Source organism: Permianibacter fluminis, from assembly GCF_013179735.1.
In the GTDB taxonomy this organism is placed as follows: domain Bacteria; phylum Pseudomonadota; class Gammaproteobacteria; order Enterobacterales; family Permianibacteraceae; genus Permianibacter; species Permianibacter fluminis.
This window is the reverse complement of record NZ_JABMEG010000001.1, coordinates 1,800,479-1,816,104: the sequence shown is the minus strand read 5'-3', so window position 1 is coordinate 1,816,104 and position 15,626 is coordinate 1,800,479. Positions and strand designations below refer to the sequence as shown.

Here is a 15,626-nt window from a genome sequence, read left to right as displayed (position 1 = left end):
CGCGCCCCTCGCCGGCCTGCCGGCGAGGCCTGTTTTGGCCTCTGGCTAAAAACAGGGCTGGTGATGTAGCTCAGTCGGTTAGAGCGGAGGATTCATAACCCTCAGGTCGGCAGTTCAACTCTGCCCATCACCACCAAATTCAAAAGGCGCCGAAAGGCGCCTTTTTTCTTTTAAGCTCTTACAGCTTGATGCGTCGTGCTATGTGTATATGTGATATTCAGTATTTTTGCGCACGAGAATCATCAGGAATTTGGAGGACTTCCTATACATCCCGCTCATCATCCCTAGGTTTGCTTCTCCCTAGAGATAGTAACAGCATAATCACGACAATAACGCCCAACAGCACGATGTAGACGAGCGCCTCGCGACCAGACTTGTGCCAGCGAAAAGTGCCCCAAACGCCGCAAACAAGAACGAGGACAACGACAATATTTGCCAGCCATCTTCGTATCAATCTCTAAGCTCCTCTATAGTCGCCGAATCGAAAACCATGTTTGGCCTCGAAGGGTAGCAAAACACAATGAGACCCTGCACATAAAGCCGGTGTAATCAAAATCGGAAAATCTTAATCGTACGCCTATCTTAAGCACCTATCGATGTTCGAGATCGCCGGTTCTCGCACCGGCGGGCGAGTAGCTTTCTTTGGCGCAAAGAAAGCTACCAAAGAAACATGCCCGGCTCCGAGCCGCGCTTCGCGCGGTGCCCTGCGCTGCTCATTCCGTCTGGGGCTTTTCAGACAGCACGTCCATGTGCAGCCTGAAAAGGCTTCGGCTTCCTGCCTCGCCCCTTCACTTCGTTACGGGCGGTTAACCCAGACTCCATTCCGCTGCTCGGCTCGTCGAACGGGCGAGAAAGGTCAACAGCACGCTTCGCGCAAAAAAACTTTTGCCACTCCGGCGAAATACGGTATGGCATGTTGACGTAGGTGCGAATCCGCGGAGCGGCTTAGCACGCATGAATCCTAGTTGGGACTACGCTGACTACAAATTTTTTGCGCCAATACCCAAAGTCTTTCTGGAGGAACTTGCGTCTTCAATGGAAGGAAGCCGCGCAGTTGACGTTCGGCTTCAAGCGCAGCAACGGTATCGGCCAGCGCGGCATCAAGCTCCGCCTTAGGTAAGCTCGCATCAGTGGTGAAAAACTCTTCATTGAGTCCGGCGACAAGGGCTTCCGTCGCCTCGCCATACCGATAAGCCAGCAATTGAAGCTCGATCTCACGTTCAGGGCTCAATATTCCTCGTTTCTTAAGCAATTGCAGCTCAGAACCGTAGCTCATTCCGACGGAAGTCAAAGCCGCGATGTATCCACCGTCAAGCACGGCCTGCAACAGCAGCTTTCGTGACTCGTCAAGCAGGTGCAATGCTTGTTCTTGGCCTTCAGGACTAACGCTGGTTCCATCAATGATGATATCCGCTTGGCCACCCCGGATTTCACCAAGCACAAGCGCTGCCATTGGATCTCCATTTCCTGCCATTTGCGTAAGATTTGCTTCCGAATAGGTGACATATGCACTATGTCCGATAAATTGCTCTCTGGTAACAGGATCGAAGACCAAGACCCCTATCGACTCAAGCCAAGCCTCTGACCGCTTCCATTCCTCTGTCAATTGAAGAGCGCTAAATGGCAGGCATCCGTTTTCCGGAGAGTTTGTGCGAGGCACCAAGCCATTCTTGCTAACTACCGATGAACGAGCTATCGCAGCAGCACGTTCTTTGCCATCCACGTCCACGGAGTCGGCACCAACCTTGTCAAACGAGAAACGGTTATTGATTAGGTGGCCCAATATCAGATAGGCAACTATTACGGCCAGAAGCAGAACCGAAAAGATGAAAAAACCGCGTCGACCAAGCTTCATTTTTAATTCACCAATTTTTTACCGCCAACATTAACTACGGACAGAGTGTGGCGCGTAACAACCGAAGGGCATTGCGCCGGATTTACACCACCTCAAAACCAGAAGCCTGCAACGTGCTTACCGCTTCAGTCAGCTTGTTTTCGCCGACCAGCAGATAATCCGTGTCGTACGTTGAAATGGCGAAGATCGAAATGCCGGCTGCGGCCAGTGGCTGGGTCAATGCGGCCATGATGCCGGTCAAGCTGAAATCGAGTGGACCTTGCACTTTCAGCATCGCGAACGGGCCTTGCACCGGTACGGCTTTCGGGGCGGCGTTGTAGCGGCAGACGAGCGAGGTTTCTTCCGGCGTCCAGGTGATGTTGAAGATCGCGTCTTGCACCAACTGGCAATCGGTGCCGGGGGCAAGCCGGCAAACGGCCCATTGGCCGGGGACGTGGCTGAGCGTGAGTTTCATTCGACGTTGGCGCCCGGGTCCGCCGGTTTGTCGATAATCGGCGCAAAGAAAATCGCATTCATCAGCAGCTTGCTGCTGCCAAACCAGCTGGCGCGAAACGCCAGCGAGGTGGTGGCGAGTACGATGGTGCCGTTGCCGACTTTCTCGGCGGCGAGCGCAGCCGAGCCGGCCAGACGCTTGACGTTGTCTTCAGAAACAAAGCCGGCCAGCACCGGCGCATCGGTGAATTGCGCGGCGGTGGCGTACGGGCTTTTCAATGGCGGCAGCACGTCGGTGTGGGTGCGGAACAGCGGCAGGGTATCGCGGGCAAAACCGAAACCGAGCGGATGACTGCGATCCAGATTGGCCAACAGAATCGCGCCGGCAATTTTTTTCTCGGCTTCTTTTTCTTCCATGCTGGCGTAGGGCAGGCGTTTGTCACCGGTGTCAGTTTCAGTTTGCAACTTGTTGCGGACAAAGTCCTGCTGGCTGGCCCATTGCACGGCGCCATCGATTGCAATCAGAGTGCCGCCGGCCTTGACCCACTCGGCAATGCGCTTGCTCTGCTCGTCGTTGAGACTCTTGTAGCGACCGTCGGCCAGAATCAAATGGCTGTAGTCATTGAGGTTCACATCGGCAAAGCCGCCGAGGTGGCTCATGGTCAGCGGCAAATGCATCCGGTAATCGAGCAAGTGCCAGATTTCACCGGCGCTGTTGGCATCAACACCGGCACCAATGAGCAGTAACACATTCGGCGTTGCCAGCGCTTTCAGGCTCGGGCTGCCGAGATCCGTGCCGGCCTCGGCATAACCGGATTGCAGCGGCCAGACATCGATGGCGTCGCGATTGGCGATGTCCGCGAGCAATGCCCGCAGTTTGTCGACCGGCGCTGACTGAATGCCAAGCGGGATCACGATGCTGCCGCGCGCGAGCTCACGGCTGGCGCCCTGCGATTTGACCGTCATCGGTTTGGTGACCACGCGCAGTTTGTAGCCTTCGCGCAGCAACTGGTTAGCGGCGCGCGGCGCGTAATAGCTGTCCCAGGCAAAGGCATACGCGAGCTCGCTGTCGCCTTGCACTTTGCCGGCCGGTGGCGTCAGCTTTTGCACCCGCTCACCGAGCAGCTCGCGTCGCCACTGGCTTTTGCCAAGACTTGCCTGCGGCATATCAAAGGCCAGCGGCAAGGTCCAGGCCGAGACGTCGTAGAACACGTTGCTGGCAAAAGCCTTGCGCGTCTCGAACAGGGATTTGATCAAGCGATATTGGCGCTGCTCCAACGCGATCACATACGCGCGCCCGGCAGCAAAAAAATTGCCGTCAACACGGACGTCCGCCGCCAGCTTGTTGATGACAATGCCATGGGCCTGCAGCACCCGCAAAAACTGGTATTCCCGGGCCGGATCGCTCGGCTCCGCGAAGACAATCGCCCGCTGCTCGTCTTTGCTGGCTTCGGCCGCGGCATCGGCATAGAACTGGCTTTGGTAACTCATCAATTGCTGACGCTGCTCATCCGCCGCACGCAGCGTTGACAGCGACGTGGTCAACTGATTGCGAATGGCAAACGGAAAACTGATCGGCCCGTTCTTGCTGTTTTGAACGTGGCCGCGCGCGCTGGCCTGCTCGAACAAAATGCCAACGCTGCCCTGAATATCGGGATAGGTGGAGCCTTTGCCGTAGTAGAAATCGTCGAAGCCTTCTTTGCTGTAGTAAAGCCGTTTGTCCGCATCGAACGCGGCGGCGTGATAACGGGCGATGGCATCGGTGAGTTTCAGATTTTCCGCGGGCGTCAGCGGGTTTTGCCGGGCCGGCACGCCGGGCTGGAAAAAGTAGGTGCCGTCGGTGCCCATTTCATGGAAGTCACCGAGCACATGCGGTTTCCATTCCTGGAATTTCAGCACCCGGGCATAGGACTCCGGCTGCTGCACCATCAGCCAGTCGCGATTCAGATCAAACCAATAATGATTGCCGCGACCGTTGGGCCAGATCTCGCGGTGCTCGGCGTGCAGATTGTCTGGCACCAATACCCGACCCCGGTAACTGTTGACCCAGCTGCTGAACCGGGTCATGCCATCCGGATTCAGCGCCGGGTCGAGAATAATCACGGTCCGTTCGAGCAGCTTTTCCAGAGCCGGGTCGCGGGCCGCAGCAAGGTAATACGCCATCAGCAAGGCCGCGTTGGCACCGCTGGCCTCGTTGCCATGCACGCTGTAACCGAGCCAGACAATCAACGGTCCGTCGTTCTTGCCGGCAGCGCGCGCGGCGCGGATTTCATCGATGCGGGCGCGATTGGCCGGGCTGGAGATGATGGCCTGCAGCAGCGGCCGCTGCTCATGGGTGCGGCCAATCTCCTCAACCAGCACGCGTGGCGAGCGCCGCGCCAGCAACTGCAGATAATCCACCGATTGCTCGGGCCGGACATGCCATTCGCCGACTTCAAAGCCGAGCAGCTCGGACGGCGCCGGCACCTCCGGATCGAGGTTGCTGCTGCCGGGGACCAACTTGTCGAAGTAATACGACAGCTCGACCGCCTGTGCCGGCAGCGTCAGCCATGACGTCAGCACGATAGCCAACGACAGGGACCGCAGAGAACACGACCGCAGCGAAAACCGCAGCGACCGGGCCGCGACAGGTACAGGATTCATCCGACAGGCTCCGCAAGCACTTCTGGCACGGAGCATACGCAATATGACGGTCACGCGCCAAAGCCCGGAGAAAAATCAGGGCTACTCGCCCGCTGGCGGTTGCCGTGAAAGCCGGCCGCGATGGCGGTATGATCCGCATCAGCCACTTGCAGACAACCGCTGCCGCCACCATTGACCGGGGCGGACACCAACCGAGTCGTCACCATGATCCGCATCACCGAAACTGCCCAGGCCCATTTCCGCAAATTGCTGAGCCAGCAAAGCGAAGCCGATACCCATATCCGGGTGTTCGTGGTCAACCCCGGTACCGCGCGCGCCGAGTGCGGCGTGTCCTACTGCCCGCCGAGCGCCGTGGAAAGCACCGATGTCAAATTCGATTACGACGGTTTTTCCGCTTTTGTCGATCCGGAAAGCGAACCGTTTCTGGTCGATGCCGAAATTGATCTGAAAACCGACACCATGGGCTCGCAGCTGACCCTGAAAGCGCCAAATGCCAAAACGCCGCAAGTGAGTGCCGATGCGCCACTGGCCGACCGGGTCAATTACATTCTGGAAGCCGAAGTGAATCCGCAGCTGGCCTCGCACGGCGGCAAAGTGACTCTGGTGGAATTGACCAGCGACAGCGTCGCGGTATTGCAATTTGGTGGCGGCTGCCACGGCTGCAGCCAGGTCGATGTGACGCTGAAACACGGCATCGAAAAAACCTTGCTGGAAAAATTCCCGGAGCTGTCCGGTGTGCGCGACATCACCGAACACGCCACCGGTGATGCGCCCTATTACAGCTAAGCAAGCATCGCAAATGGAAAAGGCCGGTCAACTGACCGGCCTTTTCTTTTTACCACCGATTCACAACTCCACCGTTGGCATGGGGTAAAGCACGGCCGCCACCGCACACTGCGCGGCACTCGCCTGCTGCTTCGGATTGCCGGAGATCGCTGGCAGCAGCTGAATATGCGCATGCAAATCGTGCTCAGCCAGAATGAGCCACAAGCTGCTGGCAAACGTATCGCGGCCGATAAACGGCACGGCTGCCGCGCCGCGCCCCCGATAGGCCAAGGCCAGCGGCACCACCGCCTTGTCGGCCGGCAGCAAGCGGGAATGAAAATGGCGCAACTCACCACCACAGCCGGTGGTCCCTTCCGGAAACAGCAGCACCGTCTCACCGGCGTTGAGTAATTGCTGGATTTTACTGCGGATCTGCTCGCTACTGTTGTCACCGGTTCGCTTGCCACGTTGCAGAAAAATCGTCCCGGCGCTGGCTGCCAGCAGACCGATGATCGGCCAATGCCGCACCTCGCTTTTGGCAACAAAACGTACCGGCAACTGGGCGCCGATCACCACGATATCCAGCCAGGAAACATGATTGCTGAGCAACAAGCTGCCGGCGGCGGGCAGCGCACCGGCACGGCTAATGCCGACACCGATAAACAGACACGCCACCCGCATCCAGGTCGGCATCAGCGGTTGCAAACAGCGTTCAACCGTCCGCCACGGTAGCAACAAGCGCAACAGAATCAGCGCCAGCAAGCCGCAACCAATCCAGCTGAGTATCAACACAAAGCGCAGACCTTGCCGCAGGCGGCGCCAACTTTTCCAGCCGACCGCAAGCGGTTTGTACAGAACTGCAACGGGCATCTGCATAATGAAGGCCGCGCTCAGCGAGCGCGAAAATGCCGCGCGTAACGCTCGTTCAACTCGCTGACATCGAGCAGCACAAACAGATCGGCGCAGCCGAATTGCTCATCCCAACACGGTTCGGCACCGATTCTGGCACCAAGCCGCAAGTACGCTTTCAGCAGTGGCGGCACGATGGTCGTGATCTGGGCCAAATCGATGTTGGTCAGCTCACCGACTGCCGGAGTCGGGTTGACCGCTTTGACAGCAAGCGATTCCGGCAGCTGATAGCTGTCTCGCAACCGCCGCATCAGCGCATGAACATGGGTGCTGTCGCCACGCAGTGGCACGCTGGCGCAGCCAAACAGATGCTTGACTTGCTGCTGACGGAACAGCGCCGCCAAACCTTGCCAGAGCAGCGCGATGCCGCTGCCATCGCGATAATCGGGATGAATACAGGTGCGGCCCACTTCCAACATTTCACCGGTCAGTTGCAACACGGTATCCATCAGGAATTCGCCTTGCGAATAAAAGCCGCCGGCATTTTTCGCGCCAGCCCGATTGAGCAAACGGGTACCGCCGACCAACTGGCCGTTGTCGCGGTCGATGACATAAAGATGCTGGCAATGCCGATCGAACGGGTCCCGATCCAACCCCTCGTGATCGACAATCTCGGCGCCCATTTCCTCGGCAAAAATTTGGTAGCGCAGCCGCTGCAACGCCCGCACCTGGGCGACATCATCGGCAAGGCAGATTTGAAAACGGTCGGCTTCGGCAAGCACAGAGGAGCGGTTCGGGGCCATGGCAAGGTCTCGGCAGAGATGACCTGCACAGCCTGCTGACTGGCCGTTTCGCCACCGTGACGAATTGGCGACGCGACTGTGACAGCCCCACTCCCCGGTCCTCAGCCCCCTCCCCCGCCCCTATAGCAAGGGCAGCGCGCCAGCCGGGTGGCCGCCGGGTGACACTGGCCGGACAAGCGGTCCAGTCACGTCCCGAAACAAATTCGACCCTGCCAGCGCCGACAGCTGTTGTTAGCATGTCCGGGCTTCGCCCGCTGCGAGGACTGGCTGAGGAGGCTGCGCAGCGTGTTTCCAACCCCAAAACACAGGTAAGACCATGAATAAGTGGATATTGTCTGCACTGGCTGCTGCCGTGCTGGCCGGTTGCAACTCGCAACCGGAACCGACTGAAACGGCGCAAGCCCCGGCCGTCGAACAAGTGGCGCCGGAGCCGGTCTCCGGTATTGCCGCGGCCAATGTTGATCAGGCTGTGCGCGCCCAGGACGACCTGTTCCGCCACGTCAACGGCACCTGGCTGAAGACCACCGAAATCCCGGCCGACAAATCCAATTACGGCTCGTTCACCAAACTGGCTGACGATGCCCAAGCCCACCTGAAAGAAATCATCGAAGCTTCGGCCACCGCCACCAACGCGCCGGGCAGCGAAGCGCAGAAAGTCGGCGACTTCTACAACAGCTACATGAACGAAGCCAAGCGCGAAGAGCTCGGCATGAAGCCGGTCGAGCCGTACTTTGCCGACATCGATGCGCTGAAAGACAAAAATGCGCTGGTCGCCTGGTTTGCCAAGGCCCAACGCGAAGGCGTCAACACGCCGGTGGCGTTCTTCGTCAACAACGACGAGAAAGATGCCAGCCAGTACATCGGCTACTTCTATCAAAGCGGTCTGGGTTTGCCGGATCGTGATTACTACGATGTGAAGAAAAAGAACGATGAGAAAGATCAAGCCATTCGCGCGGCTTACCTGAAGCACATCGAAACCATGTTCAAGCTGGCCAACCTGAAAGATCCGGCCGCCAGCGCCAAGAAGGTTTATGCCCTGGAAGAAAAATTGGCCATGGGCCAATGGACCCGGGTTGAAAATCGCGATCCGCAAAAAACCTACAACAAGGTGGAAACGGCCAAGCTGAACACGCTGACGGGCGATGTCGACTGGAAAGGCTTTGTCGAAGGTCTTGGTATCGGCAATCAGGCCAATGTCGTGGTTGCCCAGCCGAGCTACGTCACGACATTCGGCAAAGTCATCAAGTCTGCCTCGCTGGACGACTGGAAGCTGTACGCGAAATGGCAAGTGCTGAGCGGCGCCGCTCCGGTGCTGGCGAAAGCGTTCGATGACGAAAACTTCAACTTCTACAGCAAGACGCTGCGCGGTACCCAAGAGCAGCAACCGCGCTGGAAGCGTGCCGTGCAAACCATCGACGGCGCCATTGGCGAAGCCGTTGGCAAGATCTATGTCGAGAAGCATTTCCCGCCGGCCGCCAAAGCCAAGATGGAAAAGCTGGTGCAGAACCTGCTGACCGCCTACGGCCAGAGCATCGACGGCCTCGAGTGGATGAGCGCCGACACCAAGAAAGCCGCGCATGAAAAGCTGGCCAAATTCACCTACAAGATCGGTTACACCGACAAGTGGCGTGACTACTCGGCGCTCGAGATCAAGAGCGACGATCTGGTTGGCAACATCGTTCGCGCGACCGCATTCGAGTTCAACCGCAACCTGGACAAGCTCGGCAAGCCGATCGACCGCACCGAATGGCTGATGACCCCGCAAACGGTCAACGCCTATTACAACCCGGTGATGAACGAGATCGTTTTCCCGGCCGCGATTCTGCAGCCGCCGTTCTTCGACATGAATGCTGACGACGCGGTCAACTACGGCGGTATCGGTGCCGTGATCGGCCACGAAATCGGCCACGGTTTTGACGACCAGGGTTCGCAGTACGATGGCGACGGCAACCTGAAGAACTGGTGGACCGAGCAGGACCTGAAAGAATTCAAGGTTCGCACCGGCAAACTGGTCGCGCAGTACAATGCGTTTGAACCGCTGCCGGGCAAGCACGTCAACGGCGAGCTGACCCTGGGTGAAAACATCGGTGACCTCGGCGGCCTGACCATTGCGCAGAAAGCCTGGGAACTGAGCCTGAACGGTCAACCGGCAAAAGTGATCGACGGCTTCACCGGCGAGCAACGCTTCTTCATGGGCTGGGCGCAAGTCTGGGCCCGTAAGTATCGCGATGAAGAGCTGAGCCAGCGTCTGGTCACCGATCCGCATTCACCGTCGGAATTCCGCTGCAACGGTATCGTCCGCAACCTGCCGGCGTTCTATGCGGCGTTCGACGTCAAGGAAGGCGACAAGCTGTATCTGAAGCCGGAAGAGCGGGTCAAGATCTGGTAAGTCATGGCAATTTGCTGCAAGCAAGACAAAGGGCCCTCACGGGCCCTTTGTTTTTTCTGCTGAATTCACCGACTCAGTTACGGCGGCTGCTGCCGTTGACTGCGCTCAGCACGAACGGTCTGCTTGGCGGCAGCGCCTGCCGAGAGCAAATCGGACGACAGCAAAAACCATCCAAATACAACCGCATCAGCGAATGACCACAGTCAACGCACGCAACGTAAACGTGTTGCTGCTGTCGACAAAGCCACCAAGCGCATGCAGTTTGACCAGCTTGCCACCGGCGCTCAGTCGGGTCGTCAGTTCGGCAAGAAACGCGCTGTAGCTGCTGTACATGAATACGCCATTGCTTGTGCGAAGGGCATACCAGTCGTGACCGTCACTGGCAGGCGCCAGCAGCGGTGAACTGACCAGATTTTGCAGATCCACCCGCAGGCCACCGCGCTGCAGGAAGTGCCGGTCGCCGAGGGCATCATCTTGCAGATCGATCACCACACCGGCTTCGGTGGCGCTGGCAAACGGTGTGCTGCTGCCTTGCTCGCCAAAACCGACCATGATCTGGGCACGCGCGCTGCTGAAATCCTGCACCGAGAGCGCATCGAAATCGGCTGGGGCATTGCCATAGGCGCGGACATAACCGAGTGCACGTATCGGTGCGCCGATGCTGTGCAGTTGACTGAAGGCATTCGGTGTCGCCACTTCGTAGGCACTGGCATCAGCATCGAATTCAGCGCTGCTGCCGGTACCGCTGAAATCAAATCGGCTGGGCGACAAGCCCGCCAAGGCTTGCAGATTCAGGTTCAGTTGCCCCGGTTGTTGCAACAGCAGGCTGCCGCCGGCGCTGGTCAGCCGCAGCAGTACGGCATCAGCGGCCAGTATCGCGCCGCTGTTGTCGTCGAGGCTGTTGTTGTCACTGCTATTGTCGTCACGGCTCAAGCTGCCGAGCGCGGTGATGCGCTGACCGACCGAAATTTCTGCCAGCGAAAGATCGTTCTGATGAGCACGCGGCTTGATTACCTTGGTGTCGGTATCGAGCGCTACAGTCAGGGTTTCCCGGAATGACACCGAGCCATCGGCACGCGCCAAGGTCGCGCCGAATACGGTCAGCGTGTTATCGCTGCGTGCCAGCACCACGCCTTCAACCGCATCCAGCGTGCCGCCCGGCACGCTGCTGCCCGCCCAGACTTCATCGGCGACAAAATGCTGGCTGCCGCGCTCATAGCGACCGAATGCAAGCGTCGCCGTGCCAGCGGCTTGCGCCGCCAGCGCGGTGAGGCCGTCGGCACCGGCCAACGCTTCGCCATTGATCAGGAAATTGCTGTCGGCATCGGTGTAAATGCGAACGCCACCACGACGATCACTGCGATCCCAGAATGGCCGCAGTGCCGCCCGGTAGTAGGAATCGGTAAAGTTGACGCTGAGCAGCGGGCCGCGCAAACGAAACGGCCGATCATCGACCGGTTCGACGCTGGCAAGCAGCACCGGCTCCACCGTCACCGTCACCGGATCGGCGCTCAGATCAACACTGTTCGACGCCGCCAGATTGAAATCCAGCTGCAGCATGGCCGGTATGCCGGGCGCAATCCGCAGCGGTTTGCCGCTGTCGAGTTGAATCGCCAAACTCAATTCGGTTACGGCATTGCCATTGGCATCGATCGGCTGCGCGTTGACCGCGCTGCCATCACGCTCGACCTGGATATCGGCGTTGCGATAATCCAGCGTGATTTCGCCACTGACGTAGCGACCGGTCGGCACGGTTGCCGCGGTCACCAGTTCGCTTAACTCCACATACTGGGCGAAATCAACCCGGGTCCGGGTCGGCAGCAGCTCGACACGCACGCCATCCTGCCGGATCAGGGTCAGCTTGCTGACATCAACTTGATAACTGAGAAAATCGCCATCGGCGTCGGTCAACCCAACCTGCACTTGACCGCAGTTGTTGTCATTGGGATCGGCCTCGGCATCCGAGGTTTCGCATTGCTTGGTTAACACCGTAGCCGCCGGTTCCGAGCCGGCACCGCCGCCACAGGCGGCCAGCACGACCAGCAGCCAGCCGGCCGCCAGCACGCGCATCATATTGGGGGTCATCATCGTCTCCTTGCTGAAGGTCCAGCCCCCACTGCCAAGCTGCAACGCCAGCGCCAGTCAGAGGGCATCCATCGGCTTTAACGCCCCGGGCAGCCATCCGTTGACCACGAAACAGACCAGCAGCGGCAACGATGCCTTGTCCTGCCAGACCGGCTTGCCTATAGTCGCCGCACCCCTGCGCTGATTCGGCGGCACCGGCCGCCGGTGCTCGCGACTGTTGGACACTGCTGTGACTGCCACGTTTTTACGCGCTCGCGCGCCGGAACAAAAAGCTGACCGCCGAGCGCACTTGCTGCTGAAAGCGGCCGAATTGTTTCAGCGCGATCGGGTCGTCCCGACTGCCGCGCAACTGGCCGAGGCCTGCGGCTTGGCCAAGGGCACGGTCTATCTGTATTTCCGCAGCAAGGAAGAAATTTTTCTGGCGCTGCTGCACGAGCAGTTTGCCCTTTGCCTCGATGATCTGGCCGCGCGGCTTGCCGCCGAACCATTGACCGAGTCGGCACAAGTGGCCGTGCGCATCAGCGCGGCGATCAAGGCCCGCGAATTTCTGCTGCCACTGGCCGTGATGGGGCCGACGATTCTGGAACAAAACGCGTCGGATGAAGCCCTGCTTGCCTACAAGCAAATGCTGGCGGAAAAGCTGACCTGCTGTGCCGAGGTCATTGCCGCACTGCCGGGATTCACCGTCGATCAGGCGCTGCTGCGGCTGCATCAGGGCTACGCCATGATGATCGGTTGCTGGCAACTGGCTAACGCTTCGCCGCGCATGTGCGCGCTGTTGCAGGCACATGGTCTGCGCGCACTGGTGCCCGAGTTCTGGTCGCAGCTCGATGACGCGCTGATGCGGCTGTGGCGCTGAGGCAAGCGAATGAACACCCGTAGCGCGAGCGCCGCGCTCAACACCGAGCGCGCCACGGCCACCGCGCCAACCCGGGTTGCCGTGTTCGGTGCCAGTGGTCTGGTTGGCCGCGCGCTGATCACCACGCTGCTGGCCGATCCCGACATTCATGAAATCCATTTGCTGCTGCGACACCCCATCGCCGATTTGCCCGGCGATAGCCGTTTGCATCAGCACAAAGCCGAGTTCAGCAATCCCGATAGTTGGCGCAAATGGCTGCTCGTCGATGCCGTGTTCTGCACGCTGGGCACCACGATAAAAATCGCCGGCTCACCGGCCGCGTTTCGGGCCGTGGATCACACGCTGGTGGTGACGGCCGCCAGTCAGGCCAAACGGGCCGGCGTCGGTCATTTTCTGGTGGTCAGCGCGCTTGGTGCCGATGCGAAATCCAGTGTGTTTTACAACCGGGTCAAAGGTGAAATGGAAGCGGAGCTGATGACGCTTGGCCTGGCCAAACTCAGCATTTTTCGGCCATCTCTCTTGGCCGGTGCGCGCTCGCAGTTTCGTTTCGGTGAACGGGTGGGTTTGCTGCTGGCCGGTCTGTTTGGCACGTTGCTGCCACGGCAATGGCGACCGATTCGCGACAGCAGCGTGGCCAACGCCATGTGGCGTGCCAGCCGGGAACAACGCGAGCAGGTCAGAATTTATCAATCGGGCGAAATGCAATTGCTGCATCGCTGAGGCCTGCCGGCGCAGTGACCGGCACAGTGGCTGACACAGAACGCTGACTCATCAACAAACTCATCTCATTCAAAACACGTCATTGCCAGGCTACGTCGCCTGCTAGTCAGGCGTCCGAGTTTTTATTCGCCCACCAACCAGCCGGATTCACAGTAACCCTGTTGCTGCGGCGACATCTTTTTCCACAGCGGCAACAGCATCTGGTCGACCTGCTCCGGCACTTGAAATGGTGGATTGATGATCAGCATGCCCGAGCCGTTGAGACCTACGTTGGCAACGTCATTGAATACGGTCAGCTCGCTGTACCAGATTTTGCGAATGCCAGTGCGCTGCATTTTTTCATGCAGCTTGCGGGCATCGATTTTGGCCTTGATGGGATACCACAGCGCAAACGTGCCGGTGGCAAAACGCTGATAGCCTTCCTGCAGGGCGCGCACAATGGCGGACCAACTGTCGGCTTCATTTTCATAGGGCGGATCGATCAGCACCAGCCCGCGCTTTTCCACCGGCGGCAGTTGCGCCCGCAGGGCATGATAGCCGTCTTCGTTGCGGACGCTGATCCGGCGCCGACCTTCCAGCACCAGTTGCAGCGCTTTGGCTTCGTCACTCTGCAATTCGCAGCACACCGCCCGATCGACGGGGCGCAGCAAGCGGGCGATGATCTCGGGCGAACCCGGGTAATAGCGCCAATCCGTCTGGCCGCGATCCTTGTTCAGCCGCAGCATCAACTGCTGCAGATCGCGAACACCAATCGGCGCGTCCGGCCAGTCCTGCAGCAGCGCGATACCCTGCTGCCACTCGCCGGTTTCCCGACCGGTTTTGCTGTGCAAGTCATACAGGCCGCGACCGGCGTGGGTATCCAGCACCAGAAACGGTTTGTCTTTGCGTTTCAAGGCTTCCAGCAGCAAGATCAGCACCGTGTGCTTGAGCACATCGGCGACGTTACCGGCATGAAAGCCGTGGCGATAATTCATAATATTCTCACTATCGTTTGCTGACGGCTGTCGTTGCCGATTGAGTTCGTTACGGACCGCTACCGTTGCTGACTACAGCGTCTGCCTAACCAGGCGCACTGCCATGTCAATGCAGGCGGCGGGTTTTGTGGTCGGCCGTGCTCGTAAAATTGTCGCAGGCGATGCGCGCTAGAAGCGCGCAGTCAGACCGATGCCCACTTCGTATTGCGTCCAGGTGCCGGATTTGATTTTCCATTCGCAGTCGCTGTCATCGCAGCGCACCGTGGTTTCACTGCTGAACACGGTACCGAGCCAGCGCGCTTCCGCCAGCAGTTGCCAGTCCTCTGTCAGCGGCAATGCCAAGCCGGTAAACAGACTGAACGCCGGTCGCGTTTCCCGCTCGCGCTGCGCCAGATCGGGACTCAGCCGCTGAATGCCGATGGTGGCGCCGACATACGGCAGAAACGGCTGATCCTGCCAGTATTTGCGACCGCCAAACTGAATCGAGTCCTGGCGCATGGCCGTCATCACCGTACCGGTCTGGGCATCGGTATCAAAGCGGGAAAACCACAGATCAAAGGCCGAACTGGCGGTGTTGAAATAATGCAGCGTCAGCGCGGCGCTGTTGCCCTCATCGATGCTGACCGGGGTACCGTTGACTGCCAAATCATCACCGAAACGATAATTGGCCAGCACGCTGACGCCAACCTCGGCTCTGGCAGTCGCCGCTGCAAGCAGCATCGTTGCGGAGAACAGCATCGGCAATGACAAGGACGGCCGCCAACGGTTGGCGATCAGCACGTCTTGCGTGGAATGCGGCGGAGTCCGAACCATGCACATGACCAGCTACCGGTTTCAATTCATGTGCTCAGTATACCGGAGCCGTCGCCCTCGGCTGCGGTCATTCGCCACCGGCGCGAATCGCCACGCCGACCAATTCGCGGCGCAACCAGACCATTGGTGGGTAGATGCGTTGTCGGCCCTGCCACAGCGCGATATGATGGCGCCCGTCGTTGCGCGGTCACGACGATGACAGCACCGGTCGTTCGAGCGACAGCAATACCGGCAACACCAATTCCGAAAACAGCAAAACCGGCAAAACCAGTCTCGCGGGCGTAGTTCAATGGTAGAACTTCGGCTTCCCAAGCCGATAGCGTGGGTTCGATTCCCATCGCCCGCTCCATCTTTTTCAAGCGCACCTGTTCGTCCTCCGCTTCACCCTCCGTTGGCCCGGCCATGACCGCGATCATGACTTTCGGCACCGGTGCCGGTG

At 59.2% G+C, this 15,626-nt stretch carries 12 protein-coding genes and 2 tRNA genes; 6 read left to right on the top strand and 8 right to left on the bottom strand.

Annotated features, from left to right (window positions below):
- The first annotated feature begins 59 nt into the window (after positions 1-59).
- A tRNA-Met gene (locus HPT27_RS07840) sits at positions 60-136 on the top strand.
- 825 nt (positions 137-961) lie between these two features.
- Here HPT27_RS07840 and HPT27_RS07835 read toward each other — a convergent pair.
- From HPT27_RS07835 to HPT27_RS07825, 3 genes are all read right to left on the bottom strand, one after another.
- Positions 962-1,855, bottom strand: a complete 894-nt coding sequence (locus HPT27_RS07835) for a hypothetical protein (protein WP_172241360.1) — start codon at positions 1,853-1,855, stop codon at positions 962-964.
- Between the two features lie 82 nt (positions 1,856-1,937).
- Positions 1,938-2,309, bottom strand: coding sequence for an ACT domain-containing protein (locus HPT27_RS07830; protein ID WP_172241357.1), 372 nt, complete (start codon positions 2,307-2,309; stop codon positions 1,938-1,940).
- Positions 2,306-4,849 carry a M14 metallopeptidase family protein gene (locus tag HPT27_RS07825; protein ID WP_172241354.1) on the bottom strand — a complete coding sequence of 848 codons (2,544 nt, stop codon included), beginning with the start codon at positions 4,847-4,849 and terminating at the stop codon, positions 2,306-2,308. The genes HPT27_RS07830 and HPT27_RS07825 overlap by 4 nt, the downstream gene beginning before the upstream one ends.
- 285 nt (positions 4,850-5,134) lie before the next feature.
- On the opposite strand from HPT27_RS07825, the gene nfuA reads away from it, so the two are divergent.
- Entirely contained in the window at positions 5,135-5,716 is a 582-nt protein-coding gene (nfuA, locus tag HPT27_RS07820) for a Fe-S biogenesis protein NfuA (RefSeq protein WP_172241351.1), read from the top strand.
- Positions 5,717-5,776: 60 nt separating this feature from the next.
- On the opposite strand, the gene HPT27_RS07815 is transcribed toward nfuA, so the two are convergent.
- The gene (locus HPT27_RS07815; RefSeq protein WP_172241348.1) at positions 5,777-6,565 is read right to left on the bottom strand and encodes a lysophospholipid acyltransferase family protein; all 789 of its coding nucleotides are present in this window, start codon (positions 6,563-6,565) and stop codon (positions 5,777-5,779) included.
- A 20-nt stretch (positions 6,566-6,585) separates the two neighbouring features.
- A complete protein-coding gene (locus HPT27_RS07810; protein ID WP_172241345.1) occupies positions 6,586-7,347 on the bottom strand; it encodes a GNAT family N-acetyltransferase in 762 nt (253 codons plus the stop codon).
- 316 nt (positions 7,348-7,663) lie between these two features.
- Between HPT27_RS07810 and HPT27_RS07805 the strand changes: the two genes are divergently transcribed.
- Positions 7,664-9,736: a M13 family metallopeptidase gene (locus HPT27_RS07805; RefSeq protein ID WP_172241342.1), complete on the top strand. Its 2,073-nt coding sequence runs from the start codon at positions 7,664-7,666 to the stop codon at positions 9,734-9,736.
- Positions 9,737-9,922: 186 nt separating this feature from the next.
- Here the strand turns inward: HPT27_RS07805 and HPT27_RS07800 are convergent, their stop codons facing one another.
- Positions 9,923-11,821: a hypothetical protein gene (locus tag HPT27_RS07800; protein WP_172241339.1), complete on the bottom strand. Its 1,899-nt coding sequence runs from the start codon at positions 11,819-11,821 to the stop codon at positions 9,923-9,925.
- A gap of 229 nt (positions 11,822-12,050) precedes the next feature.
- On the opposite strand from HPT27_RS07800, the gene HPT27_RS07795 reads away from it, so the two are divergent.
- Positions 12,051-12,680 carry a TetR family transcriptional regulator gene (locus tag HPT27_RS07795; RefSeq protein ID WP_172241336.1) on the top strand — a complete coding sequence of 210 codons (630 nt, stop codon included), beginning with the start codon at positions 12,051-12,053 and terminating at the stop codon, positions 12,678-12,680.
- Positions 12,681-12,689: 9 nt separating this feature from the next.
- Positions 12,690-13,400 (top strand): NAD(P)H-binding protein, encoded by a 711-nt coding sequence (locus HPT27_RS07790; RefSeq protein WP_172241333.1) that lies wholly within the window; start codon positions 12,690-12,692, stop codon positions 13,398-13,400.
- A 122-nt stretch (positions 13,401-13,522) separates the two neighbouring features.
- Here HPT27_RS07790 and HPT27_RS07785 read toward each other — a convergent pair whose 3' ends face one another.
- Together HPT27_RS07785 and HPT27_RS07780 are read right to left on the bottom strand one after the other, a co-directional pair.
- On the bottom strand, positions 13,523-14,374 hold the full coding sequence (locus tag HPT27_RS07785) for a 23S rRNA (adenine(2030)-N(6))-methyltransferase RlmJ (RefSeq protein WP_172241330.1): 852 nt from the start codon (positions 14,372-14,374) through the stop codon (positions 13,523-13,525).
- 168 nt (positions 14,375-14,542) lie between these two features.
- On the bottom strand, positions 14,543-15,187 hold the full coding sequence (locus HPT27_RS07780) for a hypothetical protein (RefSeq protein WP_172241327.1): 645 nt from the start codon (positions 15,185-15,187) through the stop codon (positions 14,543-14,545).
- 275 nt (positions 15,188-15,462) lie between these two features.
- Between HPT27_RS07780 and HPT27_RS07775 the strand changes: the two genes are divergently transcribed.
- Positions 15,463-15,536: transfer RNA gene (locus HPT27_RS07775), tRNA-Gly, on the top strand.
- The last annotated feature ends 90 nt before the right edge of the window (positions 15,537-15,626 follow it).

Coding starts and splice junctions, on each gene's coding strand:
- HPT27_RS07835 (WP_172241360.1), bottom strand. CDS start 1,855: ATGAAGCTTGGTCGACGCGGTTTTTTCATCTTTTCGGTTCTGCTTCTG.
- HPT27_RS07830 (WP_172241357.1), bottom strand. CDS start 2,309: ATGAAACTCACGCTCAGCCACGTCCCCGGCCAATGGGCCGTTTGCCGG.
- nfuA (WP_172241351.1), top strand. CDS start 5,135: ATGATCCGCATCACCGAAACTGCCCAGGCCCATTTCCGCAAATTGCTG.
- HPT27_RS07815 (WP_172241348.1), bottom strand. CDS start 6,565: ATGCCCGTTGCAGTTCTGTACAAACCGCTTGCGGTCGGCTGGAAAAGT.
- HPT27_RS07810 (WP_172241345.1), bottom strand. CDS start 7,347: ATGGCCCCGAACCGCTCCTCTGTGCTTGCCGAAGCCGACCGTTTTCAA.
- HPT27_RS07805 (WP_172241342.1), top strand. CDS start 7,664: ATGAATAAGTGGATATTGTCTGCACTGGCTGCTGCCGTGCTGGCCGGT.
- HPT27_RS07800 (WP_172241339.1), bottom strand. CDS start 11,821: ATGACCCCCAATATGATGCGCGTGCTGGCGGCCGGCTGGCTGCTGGTC.
- HPT27_RS07790 (WP_172241333.1), top strand. CDS start 12,690: ATGAACACCCGTAGCGCGAGCGCCGCGCTCAACACCGAGCGCGCCACG.
- HPT27_RS07785 (WP_172241330.1), bottom strand. CDS start 14,374: ATGAATTATCGCCACGGCTTTCATGCCGGTAACGTCGCCGATGTGCTC.
- HPT27_RS07780 (WP_172241327.1), bottom strand. CDS start 15,187: ATGGTTCGGACTCCGCCGCATTCCACGCAAGACGTGCTGATCGCCAAC.